This is a genomic window from Streptomyces sp. NBC_00667, from assembly GCF_036226825.1.
GTDB lineage: Bacteria > Actinomycetota > Actinomycetes > Streptomycetales > Streptomycetaceae > Streptomyces.
This window is the reverse complement of sequence record NZ_CP109022.1, coordinates 182,456-200,067: the sequence shown is the minus strand read 5'-3', so window position 1 is coordinate 200,067 and position 17,612 is coordinate 182,456. Positions and strand designations below refer to the sequence as shown.

12 protein-coding genes and 2 pseudogenes are annotated in these 17,612 nt (G+C 71.1%); 10 read left to right on the top strand and 4 right to left on the bottom strand.

From position 1 onward, the window contains the following. Positions 1-146: 146 nt before the first annotated feature. Positions 147-2,615: an excinuclease ABC subunit UvrA gene (uvrA, locus tag OHA81_RS00910; protein ID WP_329191747.1), complete on the bottom strand. Its 2,469-nt coding sequence runs from the start codon at positions 2,613-2,615 to the stop codon at positions 147-149. A gap of 443 nt (positions 2,616-3,058) precedes the next feature. Between uvrA and OHA81_RS00905 the strand changes: the two genes are divergently transcribed. The 6 genes from OHA81_RS00905 (at position 3,059) to OHA81_RS00880 (ending at position 8,479) form a co-directional block, all read left to right on the top strand. Then, a complete protein-coding gene (locus OHA81_RS00905; RefSeq protein ID WP_329191745.1) occupies positions 3,059-3,352 on the top strand; it encodes a HopJ type III effector protein in 294 nt (97 codons plus the stop codon). Between the two features lie 952 nt (positions 3,353-4,304). Beyond that, positions 4,305-5,138 carry a PIG-L family deacetylase gene (locus tag OHA81_RS00900; RefSeq protein ID WP_329191743.1) on the top strand — a complete coding sequence of 278 codons (834 nt, stop codon included), beginning with the start codon at positions 4,305-4,307 and terminating at the stop codon, positions 5,136-5,138. Positions 5,139-5,209: 71 nt separating this feature from the next. Continuing rightward, entirely contained in the window at positions 5,210-5,383 is a 174-nt protein-coding gene (locus OHA81_RS00895; RefSeq protein ID WP_329191741.1) for a hypothetical protein, read from the top strand. A gap of 399 nt (positions 5,384-5,782) precedes the next feature. Further along, entirely contained in the window at positions 5,783-6,949 is a 1,167-nt protein-coding gene (locus OHA81_RS00890) for a serine hydrolase domain-containing protein (protein WP_329191740.1), read from the top strand. 101 nt (positions 6,950-7,050) lie between these two features. After that, the gene (locus tag OHA81_RS00885; RefSeq protein WP_329191738.1) at positions 7,051-7,488 is read left to right on the top strand and encodes a hypothetical protein; all 438 of its coding nucleotides are present in this window, start codon (positions 7,051-7,053) and stop codon (positions 7,486-7,488) included. Positions 7,489-7,816: 328 nt separating this feature from the next. Continuing rightward, positions 7,817-8,479 carry a serine protease gene (locus OHA81_RS00880; RefSeq protein WP_329191736.1) on the top strand — a complete coding sequence of 221 codons (663 nt, stop codon included), beginning with the start codon at positions 7,817-7,819 and terminating at the stop codon, positions 8,477-8,479. 176 nt (positions 8,480-8,655) lie between these two features. On the opposite strand, the pseudogene OHA81_RS00875 reads toward OHA81_RS00880, so the two are convergent. The 3 genes and pseudogenes from OHA81_RS00875 to OHA81_RS00865 form a co-directional block, all read right to left on the bottom strand. Beyond that, positions 8,656-8,766: pseudogene (locus tag OHA81_RS00875) on the bottom strand (CsbD family protein); the annotation flags it as partial. Positions 8,767-9,683: 917 nt separating this feature from the next. Then, a pseudogene (locus OHA81_RS00870) lies at positions 9,684-9,965 on the bottom strand (TetR/AcrR family transcriptional regulator); the annotation flags it as partial. A gap of 32 nt (positions 9,966-9,997) precedes the next feature. Next, positions 9,998-10,753: a polysaccharide deacetylase family protein gene (locus tag OHA81_RS00865; RefSeq protein WP_329201930.1), complete on the bottom strand. Its 756-nt coding sequence runs from the start codon at positions 10,751-10,753 to the stop codon at positions 9,998-10,000. 860 nt (positions 10,754-11,613) lie between these two features. On the opposite strand from OHA81_RS00865, the gene cseB reads away from it, so the two are divergent. The 4 genes from cseB to OHA81_RS00845 all read left to right on the top strand — a co-directional run bounded on the left by cseB (position 11,614) and on the right by OHA81_RS00845 (position 17,600). Beyond that, a complete protein-coding gene (gene cseB, locus OHA81_RS00860) occupies positions 11,614-12,342 on the top strand; it encodes a two-component system response regulator CseB (RefSeq protein WP_329191734.1) in 729 nt (242 codons plus the stop codon). After that, positions 12,339-13,610, top strand: coding sequence for a sensor histidine kinase (locus tag OHA81_RS00855; RefSeq protein WP_329191732.1), 1,272 nt, complete (start codon positions 12,339-12,341; stop codon positions 13,608-13,610). The genes cseB and OHA81_RS00855 overlap by 4 nt, the downstream gene beginning before the upstream one ends. 574 nt (positions 13,611-14,184) lie before the next feature. Continuing rightward, on the top strand, positions 14,185-14,958 hold the full coding sequence (locus OHA81_RS00850; RefSeq protein WP_329191730.1) for an ABC transporter ATP-binding protein: 774 nt from the start codon (positions 14,185-14,187) through the stop codon (positions 14,956-14,958). A gap of 80 nt (positions 14,959-15,038) precedes the next feature. After that, positions 15,039-17,600, top strand: a complete 2,562-nt coding sequence (locus tag OHA81_RS00845; RefSeq protein ID WP_329191728.1) for an ABC transporter permease — start codon at positions 15,039-15,041, stop codon at positions 17,598-17,600. The last annotated feature ends 12 nt before the right edge of the window (positions 17,601-17,612 follow it).

The window sequence follows — 17,612 nt, the reverse complement described above, 5'->3', positions numbered from 1 at the left end:
TGACCTGGCGCATCGAGCCGGACCGACGGTTCCTGCCGCCCAGCAGCTCAACCCGTGACGCCAGGCCACAACTGCCCCACCTCGGGGTGGCAGGTTCCCCCGAAACGCCGGATCCGGCCGACTGGTGCTCAGCCCTCGTGCCGTCGTCAGGAGCGGGCGAGGCGGGCCGCGAGATAGGGCGCGGTGGCGCTGCGGCGGGCCCTCGCCACCTTGGCCGGCGGGCCCGCCGCGACAACCCGCCCGCCCGCGTCGCCGCCACCCGGCCCCAGGTCGATGACCCAGTCGGCGGTGGCGATCGTATCCAGGTCGTGCTCGACGAGGACTACGGTGTTGCCGGCGTCGACGAGCCGGTGCAGCTGTGTCAGCAGCAGCGCGATGTCCGAGGGGTGCAGCCCCGCCGTCGGCTCGTCGAGCAGGTAGAGCGCGTGCCCGCGGCGGGCTCGCTGCAGTTCGGTGGCCAGCTTGATGCGTTGCGCCTCGCCACCGCTGAGTTCCGTCGCGGGCTGGCCCAGCCGCAGGTATCCCAGTCCCACCTCGCGCAGCGTCTCCAGACTGCGGGAGGCGGCCGGGACGGCGGACAGGAACTCGGCGGCGTCGTCGACGGACAGCGCCAGCACTTCCGCGATGTTCTTGCCGCGATAGGCGACTTCCAGTGTTTCGGCGTTGTACCGGGCGCCCTGGCAGGTCGGGCACGGCGCGTAGGTGCCGGGCAGGAACAGCAGTTCCACCGCGACGAATCCCTCGCCCTGGCAGGTCTCGCACCGCCCTTCCGGCACATTGAAGGAGAACCGCCCGGCCGAGTAGCCGCGCGCCCTGGCCTCGTCCGTCGTCGCGAACAGCTTGCGCACCGCATCGAACATTCCCGTGTACGTGGCCAGGTTGGACCGGGGAGTCCGGCCGATGGGCCGTTGGTCGACCCGGACCAGCCGGTCGAACGACTCGACCCCCGAGGCGTCCTGGACGTCGACCTCCAGCTGCGCCTCGTCCGCCTCCTCGGGTACGAGCCCGAGGTGGCCGCGGACGACCTCGGCGAGCACCTGCGTCACCAGCGTCGACTTTCCGGAACCGGACACGCCCGTCACCGCCGTCAGTACGCGAAGCGGTACGTCGACGGACACGTCGTGCAGATTGTGGCGGGAGACACCGCGCAGGTGCAGCCAGCCGTGCGGCGTGCGCGGCCGGTGATCGAGCGGCCGGGCGCGCCCGAACAGGTACTGGCTCGTGGCCGACTCCCCGACCCGCTCAAGACCGGCGACCGGGCCGCTGTACAGCACGCGCCCGCCGCCCTCGCCCGCACCGGGGCCGATGTCGACCACCCAGTCCGCCCGCCGTACGACGTCCATGTCGTGCTCCACGACGAACAACGAGTTGCCCGCCGCCTTGAGTCGGTCCAGCACGTCCAGCAGCGGCTCCGCGTCAGCCGGGTGCAGGCCCGCGGAGGGTTCGTCGAGGACGTAGACGACGCCGAACAGCCCCGAGCGCAGCTGGGTGGCGATCCGCAGGCGTTGCGCCTCGCCGGGCGACAGGGTCGTCGAACGGCGCCCGAGGCTGAGATAACCGAGGCCCAGGTCAAGCAGTACCTCGACCCGCGCGACCAGATCGCCGCAGATCCGGACCGCGACCTCGGTCGTCTCCCCGGATCGGGCGGTCGACGTGGTGGCGTCGGCCTCGGACCGCCCCGCGACGGGCCGCAGCAGCGCCACGACCCCGGTGAGCGGCATCGCGTTGATCTCGGCGATGGAACGTCCGGCGAAGGTCACGGCGAGCGCCTCCGGCCGCAGTCCGCTGCCGTGACACCCGGGGCAGGGCACACTCCTGACGAACCGGAGCGCCCGTTCGCGCATCTTCTCGCTCTTGGAGTCGGCGAGGACGTGCATGACGTGCTTGCGGGCGCTCCAGAACTTGCCCTGGTAGCCGTAGTCGACCCGGTCCTCCTCCGGCTCGATGTACACGGAGGGCTGCTCGTCCGTGTACAGCAGCCAGTCCCGGTGCTTCTTCCTGAGCCTGCGCCACGGTCGGTCGATGTCGATCCCCAGGCCGCTGACGACACTGCGCAGGTTGGCGCCCTGCCAGGCACCGGGCCAGGCGGCGATCGCCCCCTCGCGGATGCTCAGCGAGGGGTCGGGGACGAGCAGGTCCTCGGCGACGTCGTGTACGACGCCTAGTCCGTGGCACTCCGGGCAGGCGCCGGCCGCGGTGTTGGGTGAGAACGACTCGGCTTCCAGCCGTGCGGCCCCGGGCGGATAGGTGCCGGCGCGGGAGTACAGCATGCGCAGCAGGTTGGACAGCGTGGTGAGGGTGCCGACCGTCGAACGCGAGCTGGGCGACCCGCGTCGCTGTTGTAGGGCCACGGCGGGTGGCAGGCCGGTGATTTCCTGCACGTGGGGTGCGCCGACCTGTTGCAACAGTCTTCGGGCGTACGGTGCTACGGACTCGAAGTAGCGCCGCTGGGCTTCCGCGTACAGCGTGCCGAACGCGAGCGAGGACTTGCCCGAACCGGAGACGCCGGTGAAGGCGACCATCGCGTCCCGCGGAACGTCGACATCGATGTTCCGCAGGTTGTTCTCACTGGCGCCCCGGACATGTACGAAAGGGTCTCTCGCGTCCTTGTTCACCGTTCCTGATTACCTGATCGCGCCGGGAACCGCGCGACAGGCGCCGTCGCCGAACCCCGCTCACAGGAGTACCGGAAAGCCCCGGACGAGCGGCTCCCGGGGAACATCCGTTTCGACGCCCTTCGGCGAGAGCGGTGACTCGTCTCCCGGTGGCGCGTTCGTCCCGGCGGCTCGGCCCAGGGCGCGCACATGCGCCCCGGCCCCCCCGCCTTGCCGCGGCGCGCGACCGAGCCGCCCTGCGACACAGGACGGCAACGGCAACAGTCTGCTGTCAGCGCAGCCCTCGCGGTCGGTACCCGCCCGGCCCCACCCGGCTTTCGGTGGATCGCACAGTCGCACGGTGTGACCTGCGGAGATGCCGCTCCTTACCCGCTGGCCTTGAGGGGATACGTCGTCCGGTCACGGACGCCAACCGGCCGTCTGTCCAACCCAGGGGAACCGCCATGACTGATCTGAACACCCTGCGGGCAAGCCTCGCGTCGGGTGAGCACGAAATCGCCGACACCCTGGCCTTCGTCGCCGCGCACTACGAGTATCAGCCGCAGGCGTTTTGCAACGGGGAACTGGAAAATGCCACAGGTGAGAACGAGGGCTATTGCAAGACGCTGGGACTGGCCCTGCTGGAAGGGCTGAGCGACCCCGGGCTGGCGCCTACAGCACCGTTCACCGCTTCCGCCACGCCGACGCGCACCTGGAGGCCTTCCGCACCGGCCGGCAGTGACACGTCGACCAACTGATGCCCCGCACCGCCCCGAATGCCCCGGGAAGCCGCCGTGCGCTGCGCCACCACCCTCGCCGACGCCGTGGCCCAGGCGGTCGCCCGGATCGACCTCCGGGCTGTCCAGGCTTCCGACCACACGGACGACCACCTGCGCGTGAACGCCGCCGCGGGCTGGAACGTCCTCGATCCAGCCACCGGCCGCGCGATGGCCTGGGCCCGCGCGACGTCGGCGACCCTACCCCCGGCAGCCGGCCGAACACGAAGGACTCGTCCCCGTGAACAGCAGCCGCAGCGCCGGCGCCGAGACGGCCGAGATCATTGCGGCGGCGCCGATCCTCGGGCCCTCCACGGTGACGGGCAAGCCGATCTCCAGAGTCGACCCACTCCGGGCGGTCGATCGACGGGCAGGCGGAGGCCGCGGACGTACTGGCGCGGCTCCCGGTGACGCTGGTCGTCGTGGCGCCCGCCGACCCCAGGCGGACGGCTGCGACCCGGTGCCGGAGATGACCACGGACCGGCTGCGGGGGGTCCGGCGACCACCGCGACCGCAGATCTCGGGGCCACCACTCCACTTGCATCATGTCCAGCGGGCCTGGCGCTGCCGCGCACGGCAATCGGCCTGCCCGTGATCCGGGGGGCTTCGGGAGCGAACCGACGCTGTGCGCGCAACGCCGGGGCCGAGGGCGAGGCCGACGATTTCAACCGTCGCAGCGGACCAGACGCTCCGCGCGGATACGAGGTGGAGCGTCCGGGTCCGGCCAAGGCGCCCCATGACCGAGACGGTCCGAAAGGCCATGGGGCCGTGGCCGGGAACAGCCGGTGCGGTCGGCGCTGTTTAATCGACGGACGGACCGGCCTGGGAGTGCGGCAGTAAGGCGTTCGCCCCACCACGCTCCAGGCTCCAGGGTCGCTGTACACCCGCCGCACACTCGGACCAACCGACAGGTGCTTCTGCAGGAGGAATGTTCATGACTGACCGGCCCTTGACGCTCATGGCTGTGCACGCGCACCCCGACGACGAGGCCACGGGAACCGGAGGGGTTCTCGCGCGGTACGCGGCGGAGGGCGTCCGCACGGTTCTCGTGACGTGTACCGATGGAGGTTGCGGTGACGGACCGGGGGGTGTCAAGCCTGGCGATCCCGGGCACGATCCGGCGGCGGTTGCCTTGATGCGCCGTCAAGAGCTCCTGGCGAGCTGTGATGTCCTCGAGGTCAGCGATCTGGAGCTGTTGGACTATGCCGACTCCGGGATGATGGGCTGGTCGAGCAACGATGCCCCCGGATCCTTCTGGCGGACTCCCGTAGAGGAGGGCGCCGCCCGACTTGCGGAACTCATGCGGCACTACCGGCCCGACGTGGTGGTCACTTACGACGAGAACGGCTTCTACGGCCACCCCGACCACATTCAGGCCCACCGCATCACGATGGCGGCGCTGGAGATGACCGCGCTGACACCCAAGGTGTACTGGACGACGATGCCCCGCTCCAGGATGCAGCGGTTCATGGAGATCATGAGAGATTTCCACGAGGACATGCCGGAGCCGGATCCGGCCGAGGCCGCGGCGATGGCCGAGATCGGCCTTCCCGACGATGAGATCACCACGTGGGTGGACACCACCGCGTTCAGCGGTCAGAAGTTCGATGCGCTGGCCGCACACGCCAGCCAGGGCGAGAACATCTTCTTCCTCAAGATGGGCAAGGAGAAGTTCGGCAAGCTGATGGGCATGGAGACCTTCGTACGGGTCAAGGATGCCACCGGCGCAGCCGTACCCGAGAACGATCTTTTCGCCGGACTGCGCTGACCCGTCCCTCCCTGCACGGCAGGACCCTGCGCGACGACGACGGCAACCGCTACCGCTTCGACGATGTCCGCATGAATGGACGCGCCACCATACACATCCACACCGGCACCGGCCGCGACACCCGCACCGACCTGTTCCAATACCGCCGCGACTGCATCCGGGACAACCACGCCGACACCACCACGCTGCGCGATGGCCGCGGCCGCATGGTCGACACCGAGTCCTGGGGCCGTCGCCACCACTGACCGGTGTCAGGTGCGGGCGGTCGCCTGGACGGCTGGCGACCGCCCGCACCACACCCTGAAGAAGGCGCGTCGGCAGGCCCGAGTGAGTGAGCAGGGCAGTGCCGGGGCTGCGGGTCCGGAGGCTTCCGGTGCCGACAGAGAGCCAGGGCAACAGCCCGCCGAGTCGGGCCTCGGCCGTGACGGCTCGAAGCAGGCGACGAGAGGCTGAGGCCCGGGAGCCGGGCGCGGGTCTCGACGACGTCGGTCAGGACCTCGCATGCACAGACTCGGCGAGGGCCAGGACGGGGAGGGGTGGGGACAGCCCCCGTATCCCCCCGGGCGTCAGCCGGATGGGCAACTGGTGCGGCGCCCCGGCACGCTGGGCAGGAACGGCACAGGCAACAGAAGCAGGAGCAATCGGTGAACGCACGTGCGGGGGGCGCAGCACTGTGGGCGGGGATTTGTACGTTGGTCGTATCAGGGGTCTTCCCGGCGGCCGCGGCGGAGCAGGCGCCGGCCTTGCCGCCCGCCGGCCTCAAGGAGGCCATCGAGCAGACGGTCGCGGACGGATTCCCGGGTGCCGTGGCATACGCCAGGAACGGAGAACGGGAGTCACGGATGGCGGCCGGGCTCGCGGACACGGCGAGTGGCGAGCGGGCCCGGCCGGACCATCGGTTCCGGATCGCCAGTAACACCAAGTCGTTTGTGTCGACGGTGCTTTTGCAGCTGGAGGGCGAAGGGCGGATCTCGCTCGACGACAGCGTGGAGAAATGGCTGCCCGGCATGGTCCAGGGAAACGGCAACACTGGCAAGGCCATCACCATCCGGCAACTGCTCAACCACACCTCCGGCATCTACGACCCCACCACCGAACCGGAGTTCTTCGCCCCCTACCTGGAGCGCCACGAATGGGGCCACGTTTACACCCCTCGGGAGGTGATCGCCCGTGCCGTCCGGCACCAGCCGCTCTTCGCGCCCGGCGGCGGCTGGTCGTACTCCAACACCAACTACCTCCTCGCCGGTCTGGTGATCGAGGCGGTAACACGTCACAGTGCGCCCTCCGAAATTCATCGGCGGATTCTCGCCCCGCTCGGCCTGAAGGACACCTCCTTCCCGTTGACCGATCCGGCCATTCACGGCCCCCATCTTCACGGCTACGACCTCACGGGACGCGACGTGACCCGATTCAGCCCGTCTTACGACTGGACTGCCGGCGCCATGATTTCCACGGTTAACGACCTGGCCCACTTCCACCGCGCCCTGTTCACCGGCCGGCTGCTGCGCCCCGCCCAGCAGCGCGAACTCCTGACAACGGTGCAGTTCCCCAAGGCGCCGGCGTACGGACTCGGCGTGCAGCGCATGGATGTGCCATGCGGCTCGGAGCAGGACACCAAGCCGATCAGTGTCTGGGAGACCGACGGCGGCGGGCCGGGCTTCACCAGCGTGTCCCTCACCACCGCCGACAATGAGCGACAGCTGGTCCTGGCCGTCAATGTCTACGACCTCGGCGAGGACCTCAAGGGCGAACCGCCCGTCCCCCGCAGCAAGGGACTGCTGAAGGCGCAGATGACAGCCCTGTGCGGCTGAGGCGGCGTCACGGCCGCCGCCGCCCTGGTTCCTGCTGCGGTGGTGCGTGAGGTGTGTGCCGTGTCCGCCCGGGGGTTGAGCCCGTCGTGGGGCGGTGCGCGATGGAGTGCCGCCAGAGCTCCGCCGTCCCCGGGTCGACCGGCCGCCGGTGGTGGAGTCGCGCGACCGCACGGCCGTCGGCCCCCGGGTCTTCCGGACCCGCCATCGGCGTGCGGACCGATCGGGGGGAGTCCCTTGCCTTCTGCACCTGCCCGCATACGCCGGCCCTACTCCGTCTGGGGGCGCCGCCTGATCTCCTTCGCCACGGGTGGCGCCCTCGCGCTTACGGGGTGGTCGCTCCGCCCGCGCCCGCGCTCGCCGCGACCGGCCCGCTCGCCTATGTGGCCAACATCGGTGGCAACACCGTCTCGGTGTTCGACACGGCGACCAACGCGGTGACCGCGACCGTCCCTGTCGGGAGCAGCCCCCTCACGGTGGCGCTGACCGGTCGGGCGGCCCTCGTCGTTGCTCACGCAGGCGCAGGCCAACGGGCTCCGTAGAGCGCCGTAGGCAAAGGGGTGTGCCGGGGTTTTGGGAACGGTGAAGGTCTGGGCCGCGCACGACGGGTGCCGGTTTGGACGCGGGCGGTTTGACCGGTGGCCGTGGTGACTGACCGGTGCCGTGTTCGTTGAACGCATCATCCTGACACGTGGCTCCGTACGCCACGTTGTCCATACGAAGGGGGAGGCACCTGTGAGGGGTTCAACGGCAGGGCGTGTGACACGGGGTTGGGCGCGGCGGGCGCGGTGGGCAGGTGTTGCGTTGACGGCGGCATGCCTGGCCCTGCCGGTGACGTCCGCGCAGGCGGTCTCCGGTGGTAGCAGCGTGATGAGCGCCTCCCAGTTTCCCTACATGGTGTCCGTGCAGGGGCCAGTCGTGATGTGTGAAGGGGCGCTGGTCGACCTCAAGCACGTCGTCACTACCGCCACCTGCGTGAGCGCCCTCGCACCCTCCGACGTCAACGTCCGCGTCGGCTCCAACAAGTACTACGATGGCGGACTTTCAGAGGCCGTGACGGTGATCACCGTGCATCCGGCGTTCGACAAGAGCACCTACGACAGCAACATCGCCGTGCTCACGCTGGCCCGCACCCTGCCCGCCGGCACGTCGATCAAGCCGATCCCCCTTGCCGAGAACGATCCCCCGGGCGGGAGCCTCGGCGTCGTCACCAGCTTCGGCGCGACGAACACCGAAAACGCCTTGCCCGACCTCTTGCAGCAAGCGCCACTCACCACACTCTCCGCCACCCAATGCCAGAACTTCAAAGGCGGGAGGGTCACCATCCGTATGATGTGCGCCGGCGACCAGACAGGCGTCAAGGACCTCTGTCCGGCAGACCAGGGCACCCCACTCGCCTACCAGGGCCGGCTGGTCGGGATCTACTCCTGGGGCGGCAGCTGCGGGCTGGCAGCCCCAAATTCCAGCAGTCCCGTATTCAACCGCATCAGCACCTTCGCCACCTGGATCAACTCCGTGATGAGCAACGGCTGACCCTGACCCGATGCATCCCCAACCTGGTAGTCGGCGGCCTCGCTTTCTCTTCGGCCAGGCTGAGCCGTCCCGGCCCACCCGGCCTCAGCCCGCCGCTGCTTGATCGTCCCGGCTGACCGCCGGCATGAGTGAGGGCCCGAACCGCTCCGCGATCCGGGCCCTCACGGCGCGTAGGTTCAGTGCTTGAACACGTCCTTGATCTTCTCCTTGGCTTCACGCGCTTCGCCTTTGGTCTGCTCCGCGCGGCCCTCGCCGGCCAGCCGCTCATCGCCCGTCAGGCGGCCAGCACATCCAGGATCTCCGCGATCTCGACGGGGACCGACAGATGGGGCGCCGCACCCTGCCCATGCTCTTCGGCGAGACGCTACACGCCGCTACTTCGCCGTGCTCCTGTTCCTCTTCCCCGCCCTCATCCACACCCTGCTGTACGCGTCGTTACCATTCGGGCCTGCCCGTCCTCGGCTGCGACCTGGCCCTCACTGCCTCATGCTGGACCGTCGCCTACCGGGTTCTTCACCTCTCCGGACGGCACGCAGACCACAAAACCTACATGGGCTACACGTACATCTACTGCCTCGTCCTGGGGAGCGGCATCCTCGTTTTCTGAACCCGCCCCCGCTCCGTGCGACACCGTCAACGCGAAAGCCGAGCACCCCATGGAGGGCTTGCTTCCGATCCCCGCCACCCCAACTCTGCGGCCTTGGTAGGTACTTGATGCGGTCAGTCGAGGATGGGGACGGGCAGGGGCAGGCTGACCGCGAGCCCGTCCCGCCCAACCTCACGTGCGACACCGGCCGCCAAGAGGGCGGCGAGGCACGCAATTACTCCGACGGCGCCTGGAGCCGCGTTTCCCCCGCACCACCGCCATCGCCGGCCTCTACGACGACAGCGCCAAGGAGGTCAAGGGCATCACCGCCGTCTGGCACGCCTCGGCCCCGCTACTACCGCGGCCCCCGACCGCCGCCGACCGCTCGCACCCGCATGTCCTTCTGGCGTTCCCGCCTGAGGCCTTATGTGGCAAAGCCTGCGCTTGGGCTCGGGTGGAGGCCCGCCTTGCGGAGCTGCGCGAACCGTTTGCGACCGAATGCGAGGGCTGGGCGGGCCGCCAGGACTCCTTCCAGGACTTCAGCGCGATTCTGCGTGAATGGGGCGACGTGATGACCGAGGCAGCGACCCGCGGTTGGGGGCTGCTGGTCGGTCTGCCCTAGGCCAGGAGCGCCGTCGTGCACTGTTCGGTGAGGTCTTCGGCGTGCGGTGGTAGGGGAGTGCCTGTGCGCAGGTGGCGGCGGACCACGGTGAGCGGCAGGTCGACGAGTGCCAGGACGATGCGGTCTTGGCCCTGCTCGTTCTGTGCGCCCAGGGCTTCCGCCAGTCGGGCCAGGGCTGCGAACACCCGGCGGTTGCCGGCGTCGGCGCGCCGGCTGAGCTCCTCGGGCCAGTCGGCGCCGCCGAAGTCGGCAGCGCCGTAGAGGAGGAGGACCGCCTCGTCCAGGCCAAGGCCGCGCCCCGCCGCCGCGGTCACGGCGCTTGCGACGCGAGGAACTCGCGCAGGTCCACGACCGCGTACTCCTCCTCCAGGGCCGCGTCGATGATCTTCGGCAGGGCCTCGGCGTCGAGTACCACCCCGTCACCCGTGCTGCTCCCCACATGCATCTGCAGGACGGCCCCGGGCTCCAGCGAGTCCACCGCCCTGCGTACCGCCTCGTTCACGGTCATGCCGCCGGCCGGCCCCAGGTAGCCGTTCGTGTCGTTGGTGAACTCGATCGCCGCGTAACCCAGGTCGTTGACGTCCGCAACCGAATCCTCGGTCGTCGAGCTGTACGGGAACCGGAAGAACGGCAGGGGCTCGGCCGCCGACGCCTTACGGATCGCCGCATCCGCCGCGCGGACCTCCCGCGCCCGCTCCTGCGTACTCAGGTCGTCGAAGTAGGGGTGGCTGTAGGAGTGGTTGCCCAGCCCGTGCCCCGCCTCGGCCATCGCGCGCACGGCCGCCCGACGGGCCTCGGCGTACATCCCCGTGGGGAAGAACGTGGCGGGCGCCCTCCGTCGGCGCAGCTCCGCCAGGACCGTGCCCAGGCCGCTCTCGTCCCACGCGGCGTTGAAGGTGAGAGCCACCACCCTGCGGGACGTGGGTAGCCGCCGGATCTCTCGCCCGAGAAGCCCCGCCGGCGGCCGGGGACCCGCGACGGGACCGGTCCCGCGCCCCCGGGCCGTCGGCGCGGCCAGAGTGTTCGGACCGGGCCCCAGCCCCGCGGCCAGCAGCGCCTCCAACACGGCACGTCGTCCCACCGTCACCTCGGTCGCTCCCTCGGGCACCGCGCCACCCCGCGCGGCGCTCCCACGAGTGTGCGAGAGCAGCGGGTGAGGGTCCCGCGCGGCCGTGCCGGGCAGCCGGGTGATCTCTGCGCGCCGCACCGACGGGGCCCGGTGTAGCCGGTGCGCTGACGTCTGCACCGGCGCGACGAGCGCAAGGCCGTTCGCCGTGCGCCCGCCCGGCCGCCGCGGGCCGGCGATCCCTTCGCCGGACCCGTCGTCAGGGTGCCCGTCTGCGACCCGGCGGTGGTTCACCGTCCTACCAGGTCGTAGCCGAGGGAGTCGACGCTCGCGTATAGGGGGGCGGACAGCCCCCGCTGGAGCGGATGGGCGGTGAACAACGGCCAAAGAAAGGCACGAAAGGGCGGCCGAGAGTCTTGCCCCTGCTGCCCTTTCTGCCGGTCAGAGGCCATCCGGGCGCTCAAGTCCTGAGGGGTTCGCAAGCCTATAGCGCGGGTTCGATTCCCCTCATCCGCTCTTGAACGAAAGCCCTGGTCAGAGGTCAGGGCCTTCGTTGTTGTGCGGGTTGCCCGGTGGCCTTTGTATCCGGGGCGTGTCGGAGGGGGCTCGGGCTGGTATCGAACCGGAGTGTCCGGCGAGTCAGCCGACGGCATGCCGGGTGCCGTCGCCTGACGGCCGGCAGGGATGCGACCTGCGGTTTCTCCGGGTGCGAGGAGGGTGGCCCCATGGCTCCGGGTGTCCGTGCGAGGCGCTGGCCTGTCCGCTAGCTGCCGTATCGTTCGGATTGCGGGGCGGTCGCCCGCACGTCGGGGCCGTGAAGTCGGCCCGTCCGCGCGTCCGTCGTTTGAACAGGAGTGCCTTTGTCGTCGCCCGTCTCCTCCGCGCAGACCGCCCGCGTGCTCCTCGTTGAGGACGATGACCTGATCCGCCGATCGTTCTCCATCGCCCTGGAGCGCTATGGCTACGACGTGCGGGCCGTCTCCGACGGCCTCGCCGGGCTCGAAGCCTTCCGTGAGCACGACTTCGACCTGCTGATCCTTGACGTGATGCTGCCCGGCCTCGACGGGATCGGGCTGTGCCGCCGGGTCCGGGAGACCAGTCTGGTGCCGGTGCTGATGATGTCCGCGCGCGGCGACGGGCTGGACGTGGTCGCCGGACTGGAGGCCGGGGCGGACGACTACATCGTCAAACCGGTCGAGACCTACGTCCTGGTGGCCCGCATGCGTTCGCTGCTGCGTCGTGCCACGTACTCGCCCGTCCCCGCAGAGGGACCGGCTCAGGCCGGCAGCCGGCCGGCCGGGGCGGAGGTGCTGGAGTTCGGGGACCTGAGGATCGACACCGCCGGGATGGAGGTGTTCCTCGCTGGCCGGCCGGTGGCGCTCACCCCGACGGAGCTCAAGCTGCTGCTGGAGTTCGCCGCCCACCCCGGGGTCGTGCTGGAGCGGCACACCCTCCTGCGGGACGTCTGGGAGTACGGCTTGGACGGGGACAGTCGGGTCGTCGACCTGTGCGTGCAGCGGCTGCGCCGGAAGGTGGGCCGGGACCGGGTCGAGACGGTCCGGGGCTTCGGATACAAGTTCCGGCGGTGACCGTGCGTTCCCTCCGCGCGCCGTGGGCGGGCCGCGCCCCGCTGCGCCGGAAGATCGCCGCGCTCGCCGCGGCCACGGCCCTGCTCGTCGTGGCGGCGGTCGGTGTCCTGGTGCACCTGTGGACCGCCCAGGACATTCGCAGCCGGGGCGAGGCACGGGCGATGAACACCCTGTACGCGGCCATGGACGTCTACCGCCGCACCGGCGTCCTCACCGACGGTGCCGAACTCGATCCCGACGACCTGCCCGCCGCACTAGGGGCCCCGGCTGACGGCGAACGGCACCACGTCTACGACGGGCAAGCCGACGGCAACGTCGGGCCGAGCGTCTGGGCGGCCCAGCGCACCGGTGGCCGGGGCAGCCCGGTCCTCGCCGTCCAGATCAACCTGAGCCCGGACCGCGCCAACCTGTCGCGCCTCGACGCGGCCATGGCGCTCGCCTCACTCGTCGCGCTCGCGGGCGCCGTTCCCCTGGCCGTCTACGGCGCGGGCTTCCTGTCCCGGAGACTGGGCCGGGTCGCCGAGACGGCGGCGCGGATCTCCGCCGGGGACCTGGACGCCCGCTCCGGGCCTACGAAGGGCCGTGACGAAGTCGCGGACATCGCCGCGACCGTCGACCGGATGGCCGACAGCCTTGCACTGCGGCTGCGCACCGAGCGCCGGTTCACCGCGGACGTGGCCCACGAGCTGCGCACCCCCGTCGGGGGATTGCTCGCCGCCGTCGACCTCCTTCCTCACGGCGAGACCGAGGACCTGCTGCGGGCCCGGGTGCGTGACCTGCGCGACTTGGTCGAGGACCTCCTGGAGATCTCCCGCCTGGACGCCGGCGCAGAGGAAGCGGTCCGCGTCCGGGTGCCGCTCGGTGCCGTGGTCGCCGAGGCGGTCTCCCGTACCGGTCTCGCCGCCGAGGTCACCGAGGCCGCCGAGGCCGTCGCCGACGGCGGCGCGCGGACGGTGGAGACCGACCCGCGCCGCCTGGAGCGGATCGTGGGCAACCTCGTCGTCAACGCGCACCGCCACGGTGCCGGCCCGGTCCAGGTCACCGTCGACGGACCGACGGTCGTCGTCCGTGACCACGGCCCCGGGTTCCCGGCCGACCTGCTGCTCCACGGCCCGCGCCGCTTCCACACCGGCGCCCGGGAACGCGGCTCGGGTCACGGCCTGGGGCTCACCATCGCCTTCGGCCAGGCACGCGTCCTCGGCGCCGAACTGCTGCTGGCCAACGCCCCGGACGGCGGGGCCGTCGCCACCCTCCGGCTGCCCCCGTGACGGACGCCCGCGGGGTCAGTACGCCGTGGAGCGGGCACTGATGCACGGCAGCCCAGGGCCGATGCCTTGCTCCGTCACTCTTCGACGGACACCGTGTCCTGTACCGGGCCCGGCGCGGGACCCACTGCGAGGAGGCCACCGAGGCCACCGTGAACCCGTCCGTCCACACCACCGCCCTGTCCCGTGGCGTCCTGTGCATCGGCGCTCTCACGCTGACCTGTCCTGCTGCTCGTGCGGTGTCACTGCGAAACCCGCGGCGGGCGAGACGGGACAGCCCGCCGGAGTGCCCGGTGTGATCGGGTTGTTCCTCGGCGGGACGCTCCTGGCCGTCGGCGCGCTTGCCCGCTTCGTCGCCGGCCAGGCCGGACACCGGTAACGGCGGCGCCCCTCCCGGGCCTCCCCGTGGTGTCCGCGCCCCCGACGTGTGGACACCGCGGGGAGGCCCTTGTCCGTGCCCGGCTCGCTACAGCCTTGCCGCACGCCCGAGCGGCCACCGATACACGGCGGTCCAGGCCCCGATACGTTCCCCGGAGACCCTTCACGTGCGCTTTCCGTACGAGAAGAGGAGCCCCCTATGACCGCCGACCTCCTGTCGCCGCACCCGACGACCGGCATCGCGGCCGCCACCACCGACTTGTCCAAGGTCTATGGCAGCGGCGACACCCGGGTGGTCGCTCTGGACCGGGTCAGCGTCGCCTTCCGGGAGGGCGAGTTCACCGCGATCATGGGCCCTTCGGGCTGCGGCAAGTCCACCCTGATGCACTGCGCCGCCGGACTCGACTCGCCCACGTCCGGGTCGGTACGCGTCGGCACCACCGAACTCGCCCGACTCGGGGACCGGCAGCTCACGCAACTGCGCCGGGACCGCGTCGGGTTCGTCTTCCAGGCGTTCAACCTGCTGCCGACGCTGACCGCCCTGGAGAACATCACCCTGCCGATGGACATCGCAGGCCGCCATCCCGATCGCGCGTGGCTGGACCGGATCGTCTCCATGGTCGGCCTCGCCGACCGGCTCGGCCACCGGCCCGTCCAGCTGTCCGGCGGCCAGCAGCAGCGCGTTGCTGTCGCCCGCGCCCTGGCCTCGCGCCCGGCGATCGTCTTCGGCGACGAGCCCACCGGCAACCTCGACTCGCGCGCCGGGGCCGAGGTCCTCGGCTTCCTCCGGGACTCGGTACGCGAGCTGGGGCAGACCGTGGTCATGGTCACCCACGACCCCGTCGCCGCCGGCTACGCCGACCGCGTCGTGTTCCTCTCCGACGGGCGCCTCGTCGAGGAGATGGCCCGGCCGACCCCGGACCGCGTCCTCGACCTGGTGAAGAGCCTGGGCTCCCGCTCCCACGGCAGCTGAGCCGCGCCTCCGCCGTCCCCCCGTACCGCCCTGGGAAGTCCCCGACCTCCCCAGAATCTCTCGGAAAGCCCTGAAGCCCCATGTTGAGAACAACCCTACGCAACCTCCTGGCCCACAAGGCCCGGCTGTCCATGACCGTCCTAGCCGTCTGCCTGGGCGTCGCGTTTGTCAGCGGCACCCTCGTCTTCGCGGACTCCACCGCCGCCGCTCACCGTGCCGCCGCGTCGAAGAACTTCGCCGGGGTCGACGTCACTGTGACCGAGAAGGCCCCCGAACCCGGTGCCGGCGGTGGATCGCGGGCCGGAGTGCTTGACGACGCGCTCGTCGCGCAACTGGCCCGGGTTCCCGGTGTCGCCGCCGTGCGCCCGTCGGCCGACGGCTCGGCCACCCTGAACGCGTCGGACGGGAGCCCGCTGCGGGCCGGCCGAGCCTGGTCCAACCTGGCCGGCGCGTACGTACCGGACCGGGACGGCAAGGACAGCCGCCATCCGCTGGTCGAGGGCCGCGCCCCCACGAACAGCGGTGAGATCGCCGTGGACAGCGGAACCGCCTCCGCGGGCGGTTTCCGGCTCGGCGACACGGTCACCCTGGCCACGGACGGCCCGGTGGTGACCCCGCGGCTGGTCGGCATCGTCACCGCGGACGACACCCGGGTCACGGCCGGCGGCACCCTCGTCCTCTTCGACAAGGCCACCGCGCAGCGGCTGTTCGCCGCCCCCGGCCGCTACACCGGCATCGACCTGACCGCCACGCCCGGCACCACCGCGTACGAACTCGCGGACCGGCTCACAGCCCTGCTGCCCGCGGGCCGCGCCGAGGCCACCACGGGCCAGGCACAGGCAGCCCAGCAGGCCATCCTCGTCGACACCCTGACCCGCGGCTACGAGAAGGTGCCGATGGTCTTCGCTGGGGTCTCGCTCTTCATCGGCTCGTTCCTCATCGTCAACACCTTCACCATGCTCGTGAAGCGGCGCACCCGCGAGACCGCCCTGCTCCGGGCGATCGGCGCCACGCGACGCCAGGTGTCGCGCTCCGTTCTTCTGGAGGCCCTGATGGTCGGTCTTGCCGCCTCGGTGACCGGCTTCCTGCTGGGGCTCGGTATCGCGGCGGTACTGCCCGACATCCTCGGCGCCGACGGTGATGTCCTGCCCAGTGGCCCTCTCGTGATCGGCCCGCGCTCGGTCGTTGCGGCGCTCGGCGTGGGCGTCGGCGTCACCGTGCTCGCGGCGTGGCTGCCCTCCCGCCTGGCAGCGCGGACCTCCCCCATGGAGGCGCTGCGCACGGCCGAACAGCCACCTTCGGCACAGCGGTTGCGGCTGCGGGGCGCGGTGGGCCTTGGCCTCCTCGTGCTCGGCGCCGGCTGGCTGGTCTCACTCCGAGGCGCGAAGGACGCCTCGGAGGAGAACCTGCGTGATGCGATGGCCGGCTGCGGCCTGTTCGCCGCCGCCCTGATCGTGCTTGCGCCGCTGCTCGCCGGCCCGGTGATCCGGCTGACGGGGCAGTTGACCGGGCGCTTCGGCGTAACCGGCCGCCTCGCCCGCGAGAACGCCCTGCGCGACCCGCGCCGCACCGCGGCCACCGCTGCCACCCTGCTGATCAGCACCGGCCTCGTCACCGGACTCGCCGTCATCGGGCACTCCACCGGACAGGCACTCGACCGCCAAGCCGCCTCTGGGCTCGGCGCCGACTACGTCGTCAGCACTCGCTCCACAATGACGGGCATCGACCCCGCTGTCCTACGGCGGCTGGCCGAGACTTCCGGCGTGCGCGCCGCGCACCCGATCGCCGACTCGACCCTGTTCACCGGAAGCGGCGTCCGCCAGATCACCGGCGCCGACCCCGCCACCGTGCGCGACACCATGAAGCTCGACTTCGTCTCCGGCTCCGCCGAGAACCTGGCGCCGGGCTCGATCGCCATCTCCGCCACCGTCGCCCGGGAGAGCGGGGTGACGACGGGCGGTCTGCTGAAGGTCCAGATGGGTCGCGCGGGGAAGTTCACCTCGTACAAGGTCATGGGCGTCTACAAGGACAACCCCGTCGCCCACGACGCGCTCGGCAGCCGTAGCGAGGTCGCGGCCAACAGCTTCCTGCCGGACTCCGTCCAGCGCGTGCTCCTGCGCACCGACGGCCAGGCGACGGGGGCATTGGAGAACCGGCTGCGCACCGCCGTCGGCAACAGCCCGCTCCTCAAGGTGCAGGACCGCGAACAGTTCGTCCGCCAGGCCGCCGGCACCATGGGCGACCTGTTGGACGTGATGTACGGCATGCTCGGCATCGGTGTCGTCATCAGCGCCCTCGGCATCGTGAACACACTGGCCATGTCCGTCGCCGAACGCACCCGAGAGATCGGCGCGCTGCGCGCACTCGGCATGGACCGCGCCGGCGTCCGCCGCATGATCCGCCTGGAGGCCCTGACCGTCGCCGGTTTCGGAACTCTCCTGGGTCTGACGGGCGGCCTGTTCGGCGCCTGGGCCGTCGGCTCCCTCGCCCACGGCGCCGTCGACCAATACACCCTGGCCCTGCCCTGGAGAACCCTGCTCCTGGTGTGCCTGCTCTCCCTGGCGATCGGCGTCCTCGCGGCCGCCGCCCCCGCCCGCCGGGCAGCCGCCCTGAGCCCCTTGGAGGCGGCCGCGAACACCTGACGGCCGGGGCTG

What these genes read in the sequence shown, in the direction of transcription:
- OHA81_RS00850 (WP_329191730.1), top strand. Translation starts at nt 14,185, where the DNA reads ATGACCGCCGACCTCCTGTCGCCGCACCCGACGACCGGCATCGCGGCC.
- OHA81_RS00900 (WP_329191743.1), top strand. Translation starts at nt 4,305, where the DNA reads ATGACTGACCGGCCCTTGACGCTCATGGCTGTGCACGCGCACCCCGAC.
- OHA81_RS00880 (WP_329191736.1), top strand. Translation starts at nt 7,817, where the DNA reads ATGAGCGCCTCCCAGTTTCCCTACATGGTGTCCGTGCAGGGGCCAGTC.
- OHA81_RS00845 (WP_329191728.1), top strand. Translation starts at nt 15,039, where the DNA reads ATGTTGAGAACAACCCTACGCAACCTCCTGGCCCACAAGGCCCGGCTG.
- OHA81_RS00905 (WP_329191745.1), top strand. Translation starts at nt 3,059, where the DNA reads ATGACTGATCTGAACACCCTGCGGGCAAGCCTCGCGTCGGGTGAGCAC.
- OHA81_RS00885 (WP_329191738.1), top strand. Translation starts at nt 7,051, where the DNA reads ATGGAGTGCCGCCAGAGCTCCGCCGTCCCCGGGTCGACCGGCCGCCGG.
- OHA81_RS00895 (WP_329191741.1), top strand. Translation starts at nt 5,210, where the DNA reads ATGAATGGACGCGCCACCATACACATCCACACCGGCACCGGCCGCGAC.